Raw genomic sequence first — 17,256 nt, 5'->3', positions numbered from 1 at the left:
TCAGACCCTTTCTCGGTCAGGTGCCGCTGCCGGTGCGACGACGGCATCGCGGTGCGGGTGTCGCCGCAGGGCGATGACGAGGCATCCCCACAGCAGAATGCCGAGCAGAGCGTCGCACAGGAGGCTCGACACGACCGCGCCCTGCCATCCGTAGGCGGGGATGAGCCACACGTTGAGCCCCGCGTTGACGACGCCCACCGCGATCTGGCACACCGTACGACGGCCCTGGAGTCGGCTTCCCGAGAGGGCGTCAGCGGCCAGGTAGTGGATCGACTTCAGGACCAGGATCGCGCTGAGGCCCTGTAGTGCCAGGGTCGCGTCCTCATACTCCGGTCCGAAGATCAGCGGCATGGTCCAGGCCATTCCGACCAGCAGCAGGCTGCTCGGCACGCTGAACATCAGGAAGCGAGGCAGAAGGCGACGGGCGAGCCCGAGCGCCGCCCGGGGTCCCTCGCGGCCAACCTCGAAGAAGCGGGGATAGGCGACCGCGGACATCGACCGGGCCGGCGTGTACGCGAAGTCCACCACCCGGTAGGCCGCAGCGTAGATCGCCGCCGCCTCGGTGGTGCCGATCCGGGACAGCATGACCTTGTCGATGTCGTTGTAGACCGTCTGGGCGGAGAGGCCGACGGCGAACAGCAGTCCGCTGCGGGCCTGGCGGAGTGCCGGCCCGACGGACCAGGAACCATCCCCTCCGCCGCGCAATCCGTACCAGGTGGCCAGCACGCAGACCACGACGGAGACCGCCAGCGCGGTGAGAGCCCAGTTCCGAAGGGAGATCGGCTCGTCCGCCGCCGCGAGGGCCAGCGCGCCGACCAGCCGGAACACGTGCAGCAGGGCGGGGATGACCGAGGCGACGAAGACCTTGCCCCGGGCCTGCACCGACGCGGCCACGGCCTCGATGAGCCGCCAGGCCACCAGGTCCGCGGCAGCGAGGCAGAGCATGTCGACGGCACTGACCTCGCTACCCCAGATCGCCACCCCGGCCGCGCTCACCAACACTGTCGCGCCCACACCGAAGACGACGGTCAGGACCAGGCCCCGCGTGAGGTGTCGGGCCCACTCGCTGGGGGCCTCGGCGTAGCTCTGGAAGATCAGACTTGGTGCGCCGGCGGACGCGAACGGGGAGACCACTGCGACGAGGGCGGTGACACCGACGAAGAGCCCGTAGGTGTCGATAGACATCTCCCGGGCCAGCAGGACGAAGAGCACGCCCTGCGCGAGGGTCCGTAGCAGTGTGCCGGTGAAGAACTTCCCGGACCGCTTCAGGAAGGTGTCGCGTCCGCTCGGGGGACGCCGATGCGACCGTGGCCGCGGTGCGGTCGGCTCGACGGAGCCGACCGCACCGGAGGGCATACTCACCTGTTCAACGCCTCCACCCACTGGCGGCCGACCTCGGCGGGATCCAGTGCCGCGCACCGGGCGTGCCAGGACTTCTCGAAGTCGGCCAGTGTCGGCCGCTGGGCACCGGTCAGCCGGAGCACCGCGTCCGCGAGGGCGGCCGGCGACGTGTCCGCCGCCAACGCTCCAGGCACGAAGGTCGGGATCATCTCGTCCAGCGCGGGCACCGGGAGGGCCGCCACCGGCAGGCCCGCCTCGGCGGCCTCGACCAGGCTGAACCCGAAGGTCTCGGCACGGGACGGGTGGACCAGGAGGTCCGCTTCGGCGAGTAGCTGGGCGACGCCCGGCACCCGTCCGAGGAACGTGGTCCGGTGTTGCACACCCAGTTCCTGGGCCTTCGCGTGCAGCAGATCCCGTTCCTCGCCGTCGCCGGCGAGCGTGAGGTGGTACGCCTCCGGCAGCAGGGCCAGCGCGGCGATGGCGCAGGAGTGGTTCTTGTACGGGCGGAAGGCGGCAGTGGTGAGGAGGTTGATCCGTCGGTGGTCCACCACCTCGCGCGGTGCGACGAAGGGCCGAGGTGGCATCGGGTTGGTGATGGTGACCACCGGCTGCCCCGGTGCCAGCTGCTGGACCGTGCGGGCGACACCGTTGGAGACGGCGACGACGAGCCGTGGACGCAGCCCCTTGAGCCGCGAGAACCGGGCCAGCGTGCGCACCCGGCGGTCGATCCGCAGACGTTCCGGCAGCAGGGAGTGCTCCCAGGCGACGTAGCTGCGGCCGGAACCGGCGAGGGCGGCACCGACCGGAACGCTGCCCCACAGCCCACTGGCCACGATCTGGACGTCCGGTGCCAGGTTCTGCAGGCGCCGGCGCAGCGGCGGAACAGACTCCATCAACCGGGTGATCCGGGAACCGAGGCCCAGGGTGTCGACTTCCAGGTCGGCCAGTTCGGCGGGGACCCCCCGGGACACGACGGTTGCCGAGACCTCGACCCCCTGGCCCTGGAGGCCGCGGATCAGCAGCGCCGCCGCCAGCTCCATGCCGTAGAGCGGTTCGAGCTGCGGCAGTACGAAGTGCAGACGCATCAGTGTGGCCGTTCGGTCTCAAGCGGTCGAGTGGGGCTGCTGGGGGCCTTCGACTTGCGCATGGCGACCCGTTCCAGGGTCGACCGGGGCACGAGCCCGAGCGCCGCCAGCACCGCGTTCCGGGCGGACGGAGGCGAGTTGCGGCGGATCGCCCGCACCATCTCCCGCACGCCCTCCCGGTCCCGGGCCTGGAGAGCGTAGCGGAGGGTCTGGGCCGCGATGAAGTCCGAGAAGGTCCCCGGTGCCCACACCCCCTCCCAGCGCTGGGCCCAGTGCCACGAGGTACGCCAGTCGGCGCCGGCCGAGATCGACCCGGGGCTGCCCACCGTGTAGACGGCCGTCGCCTCCTCCACCTGGACGATCTTCACGCGCGGCAGCCGGGCGACCCGGACCAGCCAGTCCCAGTCCTGGTGTCGGGGGAGCGTCTCGTCCCAGCGGCACTCGGTCGCCAACTCGTAGGTGGTCAGGAGCGTCGACGTGGGCAGCGACTGCCGGCCGATGCCGAGGTGCCGGCGGCGGAACAGGTAGTCCTCCGGCAGCACGCCGTCGGGGATCACCTCGGCGGGTGCCGGTGCCGGCAGCGGCTCCGCGCCGTCCTTGCGTTGCAGGATCCGGGACGACACGACGGGGCGGAACCCGGCCGCCGCGACCCGCTCGAGCGCGGGGACCTGTGCCGCCAGCTTGGTCGGCAGCCAGGTGTCGTCGTCGTCGAGGAACGCGACGTGGCTCCCCGGAATGGCGTGGGTGACTCCGAGGTTGCGGGCGTACGACCCGCGCCGGCCGCCGCCGGTGCAGACCACCCGGTCGATGTGCTGCCCCAGGTTCCGCACCGTCTGCGGCACCTCCGGGGTGTCACAGACGACCACGATGTGTACGGAGGCGCCCTGCTGGGATCGGGCGGAGAGCACCGCGTCGGCGATGCTGGGGCGGCCGGTGGTGGGGATCACGACGGATACGTTCGGCATTGCGTTCTCCAGGCGTTGGGGGTACGACCGGCACACGGCCGCCGGGCACGGCCGTTGGCCGTACCCGGCGGTGTGCCGGTGCGTGGGCGGATCAGCGGCCGCCGGCGCGGAACACCTCGGTCACCGTACGGAGCACCACCTTGACGTCGAGCCAGAGGGACCAGTTCTCGATGTAGAAGTTGTCGAAGCGGGCCCGGTCGGAGATCGGGGTGTCGCCGCGCAACCCGCTGACCTGCGCCAGACCGGTGAGCCCGACCGGAACGCGGTGGCGCATCGCGTACTGGGGGTATTCCGCCGAGAACTTCTCGACAAAGTAGGGGCGCTCGGGTCGGGGGCCGACCACGCTCATGTCGCCACGGAGGATGTTCCAGAGCTGCGGAAGCTCGTCGAGGGAGGTCCTGCGCATGATCCGACCGATCGGCCCCACCCGCCGGTCGTTGGCGATGGACCAGTTGGTCTGCGACTCGTGCTCGTCGACGGGGCGCATGGACCGGAACTTGATGATGTTGAAAGGTCGGCCGTGCCGACCGATGCGCTCCTGGTAGAAGAAGATGCCGGGGCCGCCGTCGATGAGCGTGGCGACAGCGCAGATGAGGAGCACCGGGCTCAGCAGGAGCAGCGCCACCGAGGCGAACGCGATGTCCGACGCGCGCTTGAGCGCGGACTGCGGGCCGGAGAGGGTGATGTCGCCGATGCTGACGACCGGGACCGCGCCGATGTGGTCGCCGTGCGAACGGGACCCCCAGAGGGGGGTGGCCGCCCACAGGTCGCACTCCGCCGTCCGTGGCCGGGCCAGGATCTCCATGAGTGAGGTCTCGGAGCAGTTCGCGTCCGCGACGATCACCACGTCGCACTCGCGCAGACGTACGAGGCTGTCGAGGTCGTCGAGGGATCCGATCAGCGGCAGCGCCGACGGGCCGTCCGGGGTGTCGACACAACCCACGAAGCGCAGGCCGTACTGGGGGTAGCGGCGCAGGAGCCGGGCGAGTTCCACGGCGGTGGGGCCACTGCCGACGATGATGGTGTTGTGCTCGACCCACCGGCGCTTGCGGGCGACGATGGCGAATTCTCTGGTGAAGGCCCGCCCGAGGATGACGAGCCCTGCCGACGCGGCGACACCGCGGGTGAAGCCGAAGACGTACTCGGCGGATTCGTGACGCATCGCCGCGACGATGGCGACCGCAGACGCCGCGGCCAGCAGACGCCCGCAGAGGCTCGGCACCTCGTCGAGGAAGCTCACGTGCCGTCGTGCCCGGTAGAGGCCGCCGCTGGCAAAGACGATCACGGTCAGGACCGTCATGGCCAGGGTGCCGCGCCAGTACTGCTGAGTGACGAGCAGCGGCGTCAGTAGTGCCAGGACGTCGACCGGCGCGGTCATCATCCAGGCCCGCAGCCACCGGGTCCGGGTCGAGGCGCGCGAGCCGGCGTACGGCAGGACGGCGGTCGTGTCCAGGCCGGCGCGAGGCTCGTGCTCTTCAGGTGCGGGTGCGGGTGCGGGTGCCGGGACCGGCGAGGTCGAGCGCCGGTCGGCGGGCGCCGGGAAGGCCGGGGTCTGGTGGCCGGAAGTCTGGTGGCCGGCAGGCTGGTAGCCGGGAGGTTGGTAGCCGGCCGGCTGGTAACCGGGGAACTGGTAGGCGGGAGGGCGACTCCCGCCGCGGCTCCCCTCGTCGTCCCCCTCACCGTCGCCCTGGGCGTCGGTGGTGTTTCCGGCCCGGTCCTCGGCCGGCACCGGTCGATGCCACATAGCGGGCTGATTGGACATTGTGGACCTCCCCGTGAGGGCCGGCTGACCTGGCCGGTCCGTAATTCGAGACAAGGCGGCGGACGGCAACGGCCACCGGCCCAGGGGTTACTTGGCGCTGGCGAGAATCTCGTCGACGGAGTCCCGGCGCACGGCATCATAGAAGGTCTTTGCCTTCTCGGTGTTCGCGAAGACGACGCTCTCGCTGCCCACTCGACCGGTGCCCTTCGTCGGGCTGGTGACGAAGGTGAGGTTACGACCACGGAGGCTCCGCAGGTCTGTCGCCATGCTGACGAGCGACATCTTCTCGTCCACCGCTACGGCGCTCGAGGTCGCCTTGACGAAGGAGTTGAGCCGCCCGGGATTGGTGACGATGCCACCGGACACGGCCTTGTCGAGGATGGCCTTGATGACCTGCTGCTGGTGACGGATGCGGGCGAAGTCGCCGTCAGCGAACTGTTTGCGCTGGCGGGAGTAGTCCAGGGCCGTCTCGCCGTCCATCCGCTGCATTCCCTGCTCGAACTTGCGGAACGGCGGGTGGATCGACGTGAACGACTTCTCCGCATTGATGTCGACGCCGTCCAGGGCGTCGATGATTTCCTTGAAGCCAGCGAAGTCGACAATCATCACGTGGTCGATTCGCACCGTCGTGAACGATTCGACTGTTTGCACCATCAGCGGAACGCCACCCCAGGCGTACGCTGCGTTGATCTTCGCATCGCGGCCGCCGTGCCCCCCGTTCTTGGCCTTCGGCACGTTCACCCAGGTGTCCCGAGGGATCGAGACGAGTTGCGCGCTGGCCCGGTCCTTCGGGATGTGCGCGACGATGATGGTGTCCGTGCGCGAGCCGCCAGTGCTCTCCGGGTCGCGGGAATCGCTGCCCAGGATCAGGATGTTCATCGCGCCGCCGGCCACCGCCTGCGGACGCCCCTCCTCGGGAACGTCGGCGAAGGCATCCACCCGGTCGATGTCCTTCTCGACCGAGCGGAGATAGAGGGCGCCACCGATCATGCTGCCGCCGCCCAGGATCGCTGCGACTACCAGGCAGATGACGAGGACGCGACGCCAGCGAGGGCCACGACGTCGCCGCTTGCCCCCGGCCGGGACATCCTCGTGCGGATCGACTGCGTGTGGATCGACGAACTGGGTGTCGGCATCGGTGTACCGCTGAGCACCAGACATGTGGGCGATGCTACTGATTGCGTGCGCCTGTCGTGCACCCTCGTCCTTTCGGCTATCGCATGCCTGCCGACCGGGGCGGCGAACCCGGCCCTGCGTTCGGACGGACTGCCGGTAACGCCGGCCCGGGAAGGTTTTTCAGGCCCTATTCTGCTGCCCCTGCGGTTGGGTGAAAGCAACGTGAACATCGGGTTTCGCGAGGACGCTCCCGCTGCCGCCCGAACCCTGCTACAACGGCAGCCGTGGATCGAATCAAGCTCCGACGGGCCGTCGCGCGTACTCCACTCGCCCCGATCGCCGCCTTTCCCAAGAGGCTTCGCACTGTCGCGCGGCACGACGCGAAGATGCTGCGCCGCTCGGCGCGCTGGCTGCTGACCTCCCGCGAGCACCACAACTACACGTACGACCTCACCTCGTTGAGCCGCAACCACCTCGCCTGGTTCGTCAGCGTGGTCTGCGACATCCCGGTCAAACAGGTACGGGCGTACCTCGGCGAGATCGAGTCGGACGACGGCCTGCGCCAACACCTCCTGGCGGCGATCGCCGCCTCCGACCGGCGCGGCCTCGCCGACAAGGAGATCCGCTACGCCCGGCGGATCGGCTGGTACGCCATCGTCCGTGCCACCCGCCCCACCCACGTCGTCGAGACCGGCGTCGACAAGGGACTCGGCAGCGTCGTCCTGGCGTCCGCCCTGCTGCGCAACGCGCAGGAGGGGCACCCGGGCCGCGTCACCTCCCTGGACATCAACCCCGAGGCCGGCTACCTCGCCCGGGTCGCGCCGTGGTCGGAGGTCGTCGACCTGGTGATCGGCGACTCGATCGCCTCGATCGGCGCGCTGGACCGCCCGGTCGACCTGTTCCTGCACGACAGCGACCACAGCCGTACCCACGAGAAGCGTGAGTTCGAGGCCGTGGAACCCAAGCTCGCACCCGGCGCGATCCTGCTCACCGACAACGTCACCACCACCAACGTGCTCGCTGAGCACGCCGAACGCACCGGCCGGCGGTTCCTCGCCTACCGGGAGACCCCGGCCAACCACTGGTACCCGGGCGACGGGATCGGCGTGGCATGGTAGCCGGGTGCGGCTGACCTCGATTCACACGTACCCCGTCAAGGGTTGTCACCGACTCGACCACGACGGCGCGTTCGTGCACCGGTGGGGTCTGGCCGGCGACCGGCGTTGGATGGTCGTGGACGCCGACGGGGTCGGCGTCACCCAGCGGGACACGACCCGGCTCGTCGGCCTGCGCGCCTCCGTGCACCCCGGGGGTCTGTCACTGCGCGCCGACGGGCACCCCGACCTCGACGTGCCCGAGCCGGCCGGCGGCGAACCGGTAGCGGTCCGTACCTTCCGCAGCCGCACCTTCCCGGTCCCCGCGCTGCCGGCCGGCCACGCGGCCGACGACTGGCTCGGAGCCCTGCTCGACCGACCGGTCCGACTGGTCTGGCTGGCCCAGCCGACCCGCCACCTGGCCGCCGGGACCCGCGAACACGACACCGGTGACCAGGTCAGCTTCGCCGACGCCTACCCGGTGCTGCTGGCCAACGCCACCTCCCTCGACGCCCTCAACGACTGGCTGGCCGAGGCGGGGGAGGAACCGGTGCCGATGACCCGCTTCCGACCCAACCTGGTCGTCAGCGGTGCCCCGGCCTGGGCCGAGGACGACTGGGTGGGTCGGCGGCTGCGCATCGGCGACCGGACGTTCCAGGCCGCCGGGCCGTGCGACCGCTGCGTGGTGACCACCACCGACCAGGAGACCGGGGTACGCACCAGGGAGCCGCTGCGCACCCTCGGGCGGCACCGCAACGTCAAGCAGAAACTCCTCTTCGGACTGAACCTGGTGCCGCTCGACAGCGGACCGCTGGCGGTGGACGCCCCGGTGGTCCTCGCGCCCTGACCGGGAGCCGACCAGCAACCGGCACCTCACGGTCACCGTCCGTCGATGCTGTCTTAGCTTTGGCTTAGCCCGCTTGTCCGTAGCCGACCGGGTCCGGCAGCATCGCCGTCGTGACGGACGGAAGCGCTGTCGACATCAACATCGACCTGGACCATCCTCCAGAGGACCGGCCCGCGCCGTCGTCCGGCGCGAAACCCTGGCTGGTAGCCACCGGCGTCACAGTCCTCGCGGCGACGCTCGGGCTCACCCTCACCCTGCGATCCGGCTCCACCCCGGCCTGCGCCGCCGGCCGGACGCTGGCCGCCGCGCCGCCCACCGGCAACGCCACGCACACCGGCAAGGCCACCTTCTACGACTCCCAGGGCGCCGGCGGCAACTGCTCGAACCCGGCTGCCCCCGCCAACCGGCTCTACGTCGCGCTCGGTCCGACGGAATACTCCGCCGGTGCCGCCTGCGGCGGATTCCTCGACGTCATCGGCCCCAAGGGCACCGTCCGGGTGCTCATCATGGACCAGTGCCCGGAGTGCGAGCCCGGCCACCTCGACCTGTCCCGCGAGGCGTTCGCCCGGATCGCCGACCCCGTCCAGGGCCTCGTTCCGGTGACCTACCGCGCGGTGGTCAACCCGCCTCTTCCCGGACCACTCAGCTTCCGGATCAAGGAGGGCGCGTCGCAGTGGTGGTTCGCCGTCCGCGTCGGCAACCACGGCAACCCGCTGCGGTCCGTCGAGGTCCGGCAGCGCGACAGCGACCCCTGGCAGTCGGCCGCCCGGCAGGACTACAACTACTGGCTGATCGCCTCCGGCGCCGGGCCGGGCCCGTTCACCGTCCGGGTCACCGACGTCTACGGCAACCGGGTCGCAGCCGGCGGCATCAGAATGGCACCGGGCCAGGTGCAGAACAGCACGATCCGGATGTACGCACCCGGTGCCGGTGCCGGTGCCGGTGCCGCCACCCGCCGTCCGTCCGCGTCGACCCGTCCGCCGAGCAGCCGACCCGCCGTCACGCCGACGCCGACCCGTCGCTCAGTCGAGGTGGCGAGGACGAGCGCTCCGGCCACCGACGCGCCGACCACCAGTTCGGCCCGGGCCAACGCCCGGTGGTGCGAGGGCTGACCGCTCAGCCGGCCACCGTCAGATCGAGCCACATCAGGATCTCGTCCCGGTCGTCATCGGGGGCCACCCGCAACGCAGCCGGAAGCCGGCCGACCTCCCGGTACCCGAGGCGACCGTAGAACTTGTCCAACCCCAGCCCGTCGCGCACCGTGACGTGCAGTGCCTCGTGGCCCAACGCCCTGCCCAGCCGCTCGGCCTCCACCATCAGCGCCGAGCCGTAGCCGGTGCCCTGGGTGTCCGGGTGAACCATCACCCGCTTCACAGTGCACCAGTGCGCCGTGAGCGGAAAACGGTTGTCACTGAAGATCAGCATTGCCGCCAGCCGGTCCCCGGAGTAGCCGACCAACAGTCGGTCCGGTCCGTCGGCGATGCCAGCGAAGGTCGGATCGGCGGTGACGTGCACGTCGGCGGCGGTGACCGGTGGTACGAAGCCAACCGCCCCGCCCGCGTTGCTGACGTCCACCCAGAGGTCGACGATCTCGGCGCGTAGCTGCGGGGTCAGGTCAGGATCAAGGACGAAGCGCAGACTCACGCTCGCCATCCTGGCTCAACGACCAGGGCCACGACCCGCGGCAGTGACGTGCCCGACAACCGATCCTGGCTCCGTCCGAGCCAGGATCCGTCGCCACTCCATGGCGATGTGGGGCCGACGGGATTCGAACCCGCACTGGTGCGGACCTAAACCGCATGCCTCCTGCCGTTGGGCTACGGCCCCTTGAAGCTGTACTCCACCAGCGTCCACGGCCACTCCGGCTGACGCGGCAGTCGCCTGCCTATCGGGAAGCCGGTCGGAGTAACCGCATCAGGATCGTAGACCACCTCGGGCTCCGCCAGTGCAGGCCGTCGCTGACCAGCGTATGTAGAGGTCTGACTGTGGCAATTAGGGCAGAGCAGACGTAAGTTGCGCGGCCGGTTGTCGAGAAAATCGCCATTGATGTGGTCCACGTGCAGCGTCAGCCTGGCGCCTTGCCACGTTGACCCGGTGCCGCACACCTCGCAGGTCTCGGGCAGGCCGATTGTCGCCAGGGCGCGTTTGAGGCGGATCCCCGGGATTCGGCGGGAACCGGCCGGCAGCACTACCAGCAACTCCGTGGGGGACATTCGCCGCCAACGCACGCCTCGATTGTGTGCCTGGCCGGTGAAGTGCGACGTGTCGATGCCGAACCGCTTGAGCTGTCGGCTGATGTGCGCGTGTGAGCCACCGCTGACGCGAACGCCGAGCAACCGCATCACCTCGGTGATGTTGCGGGCGACGGCGGCAGCGGCGGCCAGTGCTTCCGGCGTGTACTTGTATCGGACCACTGACGGACCGTAGCGCCCCGGTGCGACAGGTCAGTCCAGGCCGAGGTCGCGGCGGAGCTTGGCGACGTGCCCGGTGGCCTTGACGTTGTAGAGCGCCCGCTCGACCTTGCCGTCGGCGTCGATCACGAACGTCGAGCGGATCACGCCGGTGACGGTCTTGCCGTAGAGCTGCTTCTCGCCGTACGCGCCGTAGGCGGTGAGCACCGACTTGTCCGGGTCGGACACCAGCGGGAAGGTGATGGCGTCGCGCTCGCGGAACTTCGCCAGTTTCTCCGGCTTGTCCGGGGAGATGCCAACGACCTCGTAGCCGGCGGCCTGGAGTGAGGCGAGTGAGTCGCGGAAGTCGCAGGCCTGCTTGGTGCAGCCGGGAGTCATCGCGGCCGGGTAGGCGTACAGGACCACCTTGCGACCTCGCAGGTCGGCGAGGGAGAGCTGGTCGCCGCTGTCGGTGGCGAGGGTGAACTCGGGCGCGGGGTCACCGGGGGAGAGTCGGTCGGGCGAGGTCATGGCCCCGACCCTACCGCCGTGCCGGCCAGAGCCATCACCGACGACGCGGGCCGTCGCCACGAGCGCGCGCCTGTCGTCTGTCGGCTGGGATACGGGGGTGATCATCAGGGGGTGGGCTGGTGGAAACCCGCCGTTCATGCGCCTGACCAGGTAGAGGTGATCAAGGCCATGCCCTGTTGCCAGGCTCTGGCAACAACTAGTCCTGGGAAATAGGCTGTCCCACGCCGGCCCAGTCGGGCCCGCTGACGCGTAGGAGGTCGCGTGGAGACACTGGCGATGCACATCTCGAACGGGATCATCGACGGTCCCGTGGCGGCGATCTTCGCTGCGCTCGCTCTTGCCGCGCTCACCTTCTGCGTTCTGCGCGGCCGGCGCGACCTGGACGACCGGCTGGCCCCGATGGCCGGCCTGGTGGCGGCGTTCATCTTCGCCGTCCAGATGCTCAACTTCCCGATCTTCACGGCCGGTGTCAGTGGCCACCTGCTCGGTGGGGCGCTCGCCGCGATGCTTGTCGGTCCGTGGGTCGGCGCGCTCTGCGTCTCCGTGGTGCTGGTCGTGCAGGCGCTGGTCTTCGGCGACGGCGGCGTGGCGATGCTCGGCCTCAACATCACCAACATGGCGCTGCTCGGCACCGCCGCGGCGTACGCGCTGATCGCGCTGCTGCTGCGGGTGCTGCCCCGGACGCGGGCTGGTCTGGCGGTGACCGCGTTCGTCGCGGCGATGCTCAGCGTGGTGGTCGCGTCCCAGGGCTTCGTCGTGCAGTACTGGCTGGGCGGCACCACCGACCTGGGCGGCAACCTGGCCGGCCTGGCCGGCACGATGGCCGGAACCCACCTGCTGATCGGCATCGGCGAGGGCCTGATCACCGCGACCACCGTGCTCACCGTCGCGAAGGTGCGACCCGACCTGGTGTACGCGCTGCGCTCCCTGCGCACCCCCACCACCCCCGCTGTCCCGGTCTCCGGAGGTGTCCGATGAAGAACCGTTCCTGGGCCTTCCTGGCCGGCGGCCTGCTGGTCGCCCTGCTGCTCGCCGGCGTGGTCAGCAACTACGCCTCGTCCCACCCGGACGGGTTGGACTCCTCGCTGCTCAAGGGCTGCACCGTCGACGCCGACGACAACATCGTCGGCGGCAGCTGCCCGGCCCAGCAGGCGAAGGACCACGAGTTGGCCGACAGCCCGCTCGCCGACTACGGCGTACGGGGCGTGCGGAACAGCTTCGTCTCCACCGGCCTGTCCGGGGTGCTCGGGGTGCTGGTCACCTTCGCGGTCGGGGCCGGCGGGTTCTGGCTGCTGCGCCGCCGGGGCGGTACGCCGACCGACGCTGACGCGGCCACGCCCACCGGGGACGCCACGCCCGCCGAGGATGACGCGGCGACGTCGCGCGCCGCCACGACAAGCTGAACAGGGGTACGCGGATGGGAGCTGGTCACGGGCACGTGCTGTACCGCGAGTCGGACTCGCCGGTGCACCGGCTCCCGCCCGAGGTCAAGATCGTGGCGATGGTGGTCTTCACCCTCGCCGTGGTGGCCACCCCACGGGAGGCGTTCTGGGCCTTCGGCGCGTACGCCGTGCTGGTGGCGGTGGTGGCGACGCTGGCCCGGGTGGGCCCATGGTGGTTGCTCAGCCGCGCGTTGATCGAGCTGCCCTTCGTGTTGTTCGCGGTCGCCCTGCCGTTCCTCGGCAGCGGTGACCGGGTCGAGGTGCTGGGCCTGCGGCTGTCCGAGGACGGGCTGCACGGCGCGTGGAACATCCTGGCCAAGGGCACCCTGGGGGTGCTCGCCTCGCTGCTGCTCGCCGCGACCACCACCACCCGCGACCTGATCGTGGGGCTGGACCGGCTGCACTGCCCGCAGGTGCTCACTCAGATCGCCTCGTTCATGCTGCGCTACCTCGACGTGCTGGTCGGCGAGGCGCGGCGGATGCGGGTGGCCCGGATATCCCGTGGAGACGACCCACGTTTCCTGTGGCAGCTGCGGGGCTTCGCGGCCGGGATCGGGGCGTTGTTCCTGCGCGCCTTCGAGCGCGGCGAGCGGGTCTATCTGGCGATGCTGTCCCGGGGTTACACCGGGCGGATGCCCGCCGTGTGGCAGGGCGAGGGTGCGGCGAGCGCCGGTCAGTGGCTGGTTGCGGCGACCGTACCGGTGTTGGCGGCCTCCATCGCCGCGACCGCCGTCGTGCTGTCATGATCGGTGTCGTGCAGACCGCTGTCTCGCTGGACGTTCGGGGTGTTCGTTACGCGTACCCGGACGGGCACGTCGCCCTTCAGGGGGTCGACCTGAACGTGCCACGGGGCGACCGGGTGGCGCTGCTCGGGCCCAACGGCGCCGGCAAGACCACGCTGGTGCTGCACCTCAACGGCATTCTCACCCCGACCGAGGGCAGCGTGAGCGTCGGCGGGCTGACCGTCACCCCGGACCGGGGCACCCTGGCCGAGGTCCGCCGCCGGGTCGGCATCGTCTTCCAGGACCCGGACGACCAGTTGTTCCTGCCCACGGTGGCGGAGGACGTGGCGTTCGGGCCGGCGAACCTGGGTCTGCGCGGGGCAGAGTTGGCCGCCCGGGTGGACGAGGCGCTCGCCGCGGTGGGGATGAGTGAGCACCGGGGCCGGGCCCCGCAGCACCTGTCGTTCGGGCAGCGTCGCCGGGTGGCGGTGGCCACCGTGCTCGCCATGCACCCGGAGATCCTGGTGCTCGACGAGCCGTCGTCGAACCTGGACCCGGCGGCCCGTCGGGAGCTCGCCGAGATCCTGCGCGGCCTGCCGGTGACCCTGCTGATGGTCACGCACGACCTGCCGTACGCGGCGGAGCTGTGCGAGCGTTCGGTGATCCTCGACGACGGCCGGATCGTCGCTGACGCCCCCACCGCCACCCTGCTCAACAACGCACCCCTGCTGGCCAGACACCGTCTGGAACTGCCCTACGGCTTCACCCCCCACCCGTAGCTCCCCTCTCAGCGGCCAAACTCCGCCCCGCCCCGCGCGCCTCACGCCCCGCCCCCTGCCCCGCCGATCTTGCAGTTTCTGTCCCCGCCTTTGGGGTGAAAGCCGCATATGGCCAACCCAAAGTGCAAGATCGGCGGGGTGCGGGGCGCGGGGCGGGGGCGCGGGGCGGGTTGCGGGGGTCAGGGGGCTGGAGTTGGGACTGCTGTCGCGGTGGTGCGGGAGGTGGCGTGCAGGCGCAGGATGCCGGCGGCTGTCGCGCCGGCCCCGGTGATCAGGAAGAGCGCCACCATCACCCGGGCGGCCGCGGGCGACCAGGGCACCGGGGCGATGGCGCGGGCGAACACGGCTGCGTTCGACGCTCCGGCGAAGAGCGCCAGGCAGGCCCCGGCCAGCGCGACCACGAAGTCGGCGGCCGGGCGGCGGCTCAGCGCGTACCAGCCGGCGACGATCGCGCCGAGGCCGGTGATCAGGGGCCAGATCTGCCCGGAGAGCAGCCCGACGAGCACTCCGCCAACGCCCTGGGCCCCCGCGTCCAACTCCCGTCCCACCGGGTACCCGACGGCCAGCGCGCCGCCGACGATCAGCAGCACGCCGAGCGCGGACAGCGCGCGGGCGCCGGCCGGGGCGGTGGCGGCGAACAGGCCGAGCGCGCCCACCGCGAGCAGCCCCACGATGGTCACGGCCCACCAGGTGTACGCGTCCGGCGGCGGCACCCAGTCCAGCGTGCCGCCGATCACCATCGGGTCGGTGCCGTCGCGCAGCGGGATGGTCCAGTCCCGGACCCGGTGCTCGCGGTCCGGTGCGGCGCGTACCGCGGTCGGTGGTGCCGACTCCCGCCAGAGCGCGCGTTGGTCGTGCCAGCGCGCTGTGGTGCCGTCGTCGACCCGTTGCCAGGAGGGTGCGGCGGCCGGGTCGGCCTCGGCCGGGAGTTCGGTGTCCCCGTCGATGGTGCGGTTCAGGTACGTGGCGGGGGAGTGGCTGTTCTCGAAGACTCCGTCCGGGCCGACGCGCAGGTACGGCTCGCCGGAGTAGCCGATGACCTCGATGGTGCGGCCGGTGCGGTTGGTCAGTTCCAGTCGGGCGCCGGCCTCGATGACGCGTACCTCAAGCCCTGGCTGTGCCGGTGCGACGCCGGTGGTCCGGGTGCGGTAGTCGGTGCCGTCCGGCGCGTCCGCGCCGTGGGCGGCGGCGGGCGCCGCGCTGATCACCGTGGCCAGGCCGGCTGCGGCGGCGACCAGGCCGGCGCGGCCCAGCAGGGTACGGATCACTTGCCGGCCGCCGCCACGGCTGCGGTGAGAGCGTCCGGGGTGGGGTTCTCGACGGGTTGACCGTTGACCTTGACGGTCGGCGTGCCGGTGACGTTGCTCCGGCTGGCGTCGTCGGTGACGTGTTCGGTCCAACCCTTGTACGTCCCGTCCTTCACGCAACTGCCGAAGGAGCCCCGGTCGAGGCCCACGCTGGTGCCGATGTCGATGAGCGTGTCGTCGGTGAGCCCGGCGCTGCCCTCCGGCGGCTGCTGGGCGAAGAGCGCCTTGGCGTACTCGTGGTACTTGCCGCCCGCCGCCGCGCAGCCGGAGGCGGCCGAGGAGCGGGTGGAGTACTGGGTGGTGGAGAAGCGGTTGAGGTACGCGACCGGGTGGTAGACCACTTTCGCCTTGTTGTCGGCCACCAACTGTTCGAGGGTGGACCCGCTGGTCTGCTCGAACTGCTTGCAGGCCGGGCAGAGGAAGTCTTCGTAGACGTCGACGGTGACCGGCCCGCCGCCGGTGACGATGCCGGTGCCCTCCGCGTTGGCGCCGGGTGGGGTGGTGAAGTCGTCGGAGCGCTGGCTGGACCAGACGGCCCAGCCGATGCCGGCGGCGATGACCAGGACGACGACCGCGGCGGCGGAGACCCAGATCGTGCGGCGGCGGCGCCGCTCGCGGGCCAACTGCTCGCGGACCACCCGGGCGGCGTCCCGCTGCCCCTTGCGACTACTCATCCTCGTCCTCCACAACGGGTTCGCCGGACAACCACCCGTCCACCGATACCGGCGTACGCGGCCAGATCAGCAGAAATCCGGCCAAGACCAAGAATCCCAGGTCCCGGAGGATCTCCGGGAGGTAACTGGGTGCCTGCCCCGCCGCCAGTTGCCCGCCGCTGCCGAAGCAGCCGCAGTCGATGGCCAGCCCTCGCGCCCAGGCCGAGGCGATTCCCGCGATGAAGACCACCAGCAGCGCGGCGGACACCCCGGCGACGAGCCGGGTGGCCAGCCCGAGCAGCAGCAGCACGCCCAACGCCAGCTCGACGAAGGGCAGCGCCGCGCCGATCACTGTCGCCACGTCGTACGGCATCACCTGATACGCGTTGACCGCCCGCCCGGAGGCGGCGAGGTCGCTGACCTTCGACGCGCCGGCGACCAGCCAGACGGAGGCGAGGCCGAGTCGGGCCGCGATGCCGAGCCACGGCCGGACCAGTGGCCATCGGCCCGGCCGGGTGGAAGGTGCTGTCACGCTCATTTGTCGTCCCGTCCGCGCCGGAAGTTCCGCGTTCAGCCGGCCAGGGCGTCGCCGACCGCCTCGACCAGGTCGTCCCGGGCCCGGGCGACCCGGGACCGGATGGTGCCCACCGGCACCCCTTCGACAGCGGCGGCCTCGGCGTACGACAGGCCGAGCAGTTGGGTGAGCACGAACGCGGAGCGCCGCTCGGGGCCGAGGCGACGGACGAGGTCCGCGGCGCCGAACTGGCCGGCCGGGTCGGGGTGCGGTCGGTCGGTGTACGCGTTCGCCGCCAGGCGCTCGTCGAGCCGCCGACGCCTGATGACAGTGCGCAGGTGGTCGGCGCAGGCCCGGCGGGCGATGCCGAGCAACCAGGTGCGGGCGCTGGAGCGACCCTCGAAGGCGGGAAGTGCCCGGAACGCCCGCAGGTAGGTTTCCTGGGTCAGGTCGTCGGCGCTGTCCGGGTCGACCAGGGCGGCGGCGAACCGCCAGACCTCGGCCTGGGTCAGCCGGACGAACGCCGCCTGGGCGCTCGGGTCGCCGTCGCGGGCGGTCAGCGCCCACTCGGTTGCCGGGTCCCGGGCGACCTCGTCGGCCGGCTCTGCCGGACTGACGGCACCGGAGTCACGCGGGACAGGGATCACGACACACCAGGTTACGCGGCAGCCGGCGGCGCGTCAGGGTCGTTCGACCCTTGGATGGTCT

Annotated in this window: 19 protein-coding genes and 1 tRNA gene; 7 read left to right on the top strand and 13 right to left on the bottom strand. The window is 71.1% G+C overall.

Going from position 1 to position 17,256, the window contains the following annotated elements:
- From ACGF3C_RS18345 to ACGF3C_RS18325, 5 genes are all read right to left on the bottom strand, one after another.
- Complete coding sequence (locus tag ACGF3C_RS18345; RefSeq protein ID WP_393223635.1) at window positions 1–1,356, bottom strand: lipopolysaccharide biosynthesis protein; 1,356 nt, start codon at window positions 1,354–1,356, stop codon at window positions 1–3.
- A gap of 2 nt (window positions 1,357–1,358) precedes the next feature.
- Window positions 1,359–2,426, bottom strand: a complete 1,068-nt coding sequence (locus tag ACGF3C_RS18340) for a glycosyltransferase (protein WP_357234788.1) — start codon at window positions 2,424–2,426, stop codon at window positions 1,359–1,361.
- Window positions 2,426–3,391, bottom strand: coding sequence for a glycosyltransferase family 2 protein (locus ACGF3C_RS18335; protein ID WP_393223278.1), 966 nt, complete (start codon window positions 3,389–3,391; stop codon window positions 2,426–2,428). The genes ACGF3C_RS18340 and ACGF3C_RS18335 overlap by 1 nt, the downstream gene beginning before the upstream one ends.
- A 91-nt stretch (window positions 3,392–3,482) precedes the next feature.
- Window positions 3,483–5,153 carry a sugar transferase gene (locus tag ACGF3C_RS18330; protein WP_393223275.1) on the bottom strand — a complete coding sequence of 557 codons (1,671 nt, stop codon included), beginning with the start codon at window positions 5,151–5,153 and terminating at the stop codon, window positions 3,483–3,485.
- A gap of 87 nt (window positions 5,154–5,240) precedes the next feature.
- Complete coding sequence (locus ACGF3C_RS18325; RefSeq protein WP_357200623.1) at window positions 5,241–6,314, bottom strand: LCP family protein; 1,074 nt, start codon at window positions 6,312–6,314, stop codon at window positions 5,241–5,243.
- A 239-nt stretch (window positions 6,315–6,553) separates the two neighbouring features.
- Here ACGF3C_RS18325 and ACGF3C_RS18320 point away from each other — a divergent pair, with 239 nt between their 5' ends.
- The 3 genes from ACGF3C_RS18320 (at window position 6,554) to ACGF3C_RS18310 (ending at window position 9,322) form a co-directional block, all read left to right on the top strand.
- Window positions 6,554–7,387 (top strand): O-methyltransferase, encoded by an 834-nt coding sequence (locus ACGF3C_RS18320; protein WP_393223272.1) that lies wholly within the window; start codon window positions 6,554–6,556, stop codon window positions 7,385–7,387.
- A gap of 4 nt (window positions 7,388–7,391) precedes the next feature.
- The gene (locus ACGF3C_RS18315; protein WP_357222824.1) at window positions 7,392–8,210 is read left to right on the top strand and encodes an MOSC domain-containing protein; all 819 of its coding nucleotides are present in this window, start codon (window positions 7,392–7,394) and stop codon (window positions 8,208–8,210) included.
- A 110-nt stretch (window positions 8,211–8,320) separates the two neighbouring features.
- Window positions 8,321–9,322, top strand: coding sequence for an expansin EXLX1 family cellulose-binding protein (locus tag ACGF3C_RS18310; RefSeq protein ID WP_357222820.1), 1,002 nt, complete (start codon window positions 8,321–8,323; stop codon window positions 9,320–9,322).
- Between the two features lie 4 nt (window positions 9,323–9,326).
- Here the strand turns inward: ACGF3C_RS18310 and ACGF3C_RS18305 are convergent, their stop codons facing one another.
- The 4 genes from ACGF3C_RS18305 to bcp form a co-directional block, all read right to left on the bottom strand.
- Entirely contained in the window at window positions 9,327–9,854 is a 528-nt protein-coding gene (locus ACGF3C_RS18305; protein WP_357222817.1) for a GNAT family N-acetyltransferase, read from the bottom strand.
- 109 nt (window positions 9,855–9,963) lie between these two features.
- A tRNA-Leu gene (locus ACGF3C_RS18300) sits at window positions 9,964–10,037 on the bottom strand.
- Complete coding sequence (locus ACGF3C_RS18295) at window positions 10,028–10,624, bottom strand: HNH endonuclease (RefSeq protein WP_357222814.1); 597 nt, start codon at window positions 10,622–10,624, stop codon at window positions 10,028–10,030. The genes ACGF3C_RS18300 and ACGF3C_RS18295 overlap by 10 nt, the downstream gene beginning before the upstream one ends.
- Before the next feature lie 30 nt (window positions 10,625–10,654).
- Complete coding sequence (gene bcp, locus ACGF3C_RS18290; protein ID WP_357222811.1) at window positions 10,655–11,131, bottom strand: thioredoxin-dependent thiol peroxidase; 477 nt, start codon at window positions 11,129–11,131, stop codon at window positions 10,655–10,657.
- Window positions 11,132–11,392: 261 nt separating this feature from the next.
- Between bcp and ACGF3C_RS18285 the strand changes: the two genes are divergently transcribed.
- From ACGF3C_RS18285 to ACGF3C_RS18270, 4 genes are read left to right on the top strand one after another with little or no spacing between them, the layout of a single operon-like run.
- Window positions 11,393–12,109, top strand: a complete 717-nt coding sequence (locus ACGF3C_RS18285) for an energy-coupling factor ABC transporter permease (protein WP_355005418.1) — start codon at window positions 11,393–11,395, stop codon at window positions 12,107–12,109.
- Complete coding sequence (locus ACGF3C_RS18280) at window positions 12,106–12,534, top strand: PDGLE domain-containing protein (protein ID WP_357222807.1); 429 nt, start codon at window positions 12,106–12,108, stop codon at window positions 12,532–12,534. Before ACGF3C_RS18285 ends, ACGF3C_RS18280 begins: the two co-directional genes overlap by 4 nt.
- Before the next feature lie 14 nt (window positions 12,535–12,548).
- Window positions 12,549–13,319, top strand: a complete 771-nt coding sequence (gene cbiQ / locus ACGF3C_RS18275) for a cobalt ECF transporter T component CbiQ (protein ID WP_393223264.1) — start codon at window positions 12,549–12,551, stop codon at window positions 13,317–13,319.
- Window positions 13,316–14,074 (top strand): energy-coupling factor ABC transporter ATP-binding protein, encoded by a 759-nt coding sequence (locus tag ACGF3C_RS18270; RefSeq protein WP_393223261.1) that lies wholly within the window; start codon window positions 13,316–13,318, stop codon window positions 14,072–14,074. The genes cbiQ and ACGF3C_RS18270 overlap by 4 nt, the downstream gene beginning before the upstream one ends.
- A gap of 179 nt (window positions 14,075–14,253) precedes the next feature.
- Here the strand turns inward: ACGF3C_RS18270 and ACGF3C_RS18265 are convergent, their stop codons facing one another.
- The 4 genes from ACGF3C_RS18265 to ACGF3C_RS18250 are packed head-to-tail and all read right to left on the bottom strand — an operon-like array spanning window position 14,254 to window position 17,195.
- Window positions 14,254–15,342 (bottom strand): hypothetical protein, encoded by a 1,089-nt coding sequence (locus ACGF3C_RS18265; RefSeq protein ID WP_393223257.1) that lies wholly within the window; start codon window positions 15,340–15,342, stop codon window positions 14,254–14,256.
- Window positions 15,339–16,055, bottom strand: a complete 717-nt coding sequence (locus ACGF3C_RS18260; protein ID WP_355005413.1) for a thioredoxin domain-containing protein — start codon at window positions 16,053–16,055, stop codon at window positions 15,339–15,341. The genes ACGF3C_RS18265 and ACGF3C_RS18260 overlap by 4 nt, the downstream gene beginning before the upstream one ends.
- Entirely contained in the window at window positions 16,048–16,572 is a 525-nt protein-coding gene (locus ACGF3C_RS18255) for a MauE/DoxX family redox-associated membrane protein (protein ID WP_393223253.1), read from the bottom strand. The genes ACGF3C_RS18260 and ACGF3C_RS18255 overlap by 8 nt, the downstream gene beginning before the upstream one ends.
- A gap of 32 nt (window positions 16,573–16,604) precedes the next feature.
- Window positions 16,605–17,195 (bottom strand): sigma-70 family RNA polymerase sigma factor, encoded by a 591-nt coding sequence (locus tag ACGF3C_RS18250; protein ID WP_357222793.1) that lies wholly within the window; start codon window positions 17,193–17,195, stop codon window positions 16,605–16,607.
- Between the last annotated feature and the right edge of the window lie 61 nt (window positions 17,196–17,256).

The sequence above is a fragment of the Micromonospora sp. NPDC047762 genome, assembly GCF_043204655.1.
Taxonomy (GTDB): domain Bacteria; phylum Actinomycetota; class Actinomycetes; order Mycobacteriales; family Micromonosporaceae; genus Micromonospora.
Note: the sequence above shows the minus strand (reverse complement) of the source record. Positions and strands in the feature narration are given on the sequence as shown.

Bases quoted from the DNA above. Each gene is read 5' to 3' on its own strand.
- ACGF3C_RS18345 (WP_393223635.1), bottom strand. From the start codon at position 1,356: ATGCCCTCCGGTGCGGTCGGCTCCGTCGAGCCGACCGCACCGCGGCCA.
- cbiQ (WP_393223264.1), top strand. From the start codon at position 12,549: ATGGGAGCTGGTCACGGGCACGTGCTGTACCGCGAGTCGGACTCGCCG.
- ACGF3C_RS18270 (WP_393223261.1), top strand. From the start codon at position 13,316: ATGATCGGTGTCGTGCAGACCGCTGTCTCGCTGGACGTTCGGGGTGTT.
- ACGF3C_RS18330 (WP_393223275.1), bottom strand. From the start codon at position 5,153: ATGTCCAATCAGCCCGCTATGTGGCATCGACCGGTGCCGGCCGAGGAC.
- ACGF3C_RS18335 (WP_393223278.1), bottom strand. From the start codon at position 3,391: ATGCCGAACGTATCCGTCGTGATCCCCACCACCGGCCGCCCCAGCATC.
- ACGF3C_RS18280 (WP_357222807.1), top strand. From the start codon at position 12,106: ATGAAGAACCGTTCCTGGGCCTTCCTGGCCGGCGGCCTGCTGGTCGCC.
- ACGF3C_RS18340 (WP_357234788.1), bottom strand. From the start codon at position 2,426: ATGCGTCTGCACTTCGTACTGCCGCAGCTCGAACCGCTCTACGGCATG.
- bcp (WP_357222811.1), bottom strand. From the start codon at position 11,131: ATGACCTCGCCCGACCGACTCTCCCCCGGTGACCCCGCGCCCGAGTTC.
- ACGF3C_RS18260 (WP_355005413.1), bottom strand. From the start codon at position 16,055: ATGAGTAGTCGCAAGGGGCAGCGGGACGCCGCCCGGGTGGTCCGCGAG.
- ACGF3C_RS18255 (WP_393223253.1), bottom strand. From the start codon at position 16,572: ATGAGCGTGACAGCACCTTCCACCCGGCCGGGCCGATGGCCACTGGTC.
- ACGF3C_RS18325 (WP_357200623.1), bottom strand. From the start codon at position 6,314: ATGTCTGGTGCTCAGCGGTACACCGATGCCGACACCCAGTTCGTCGAT.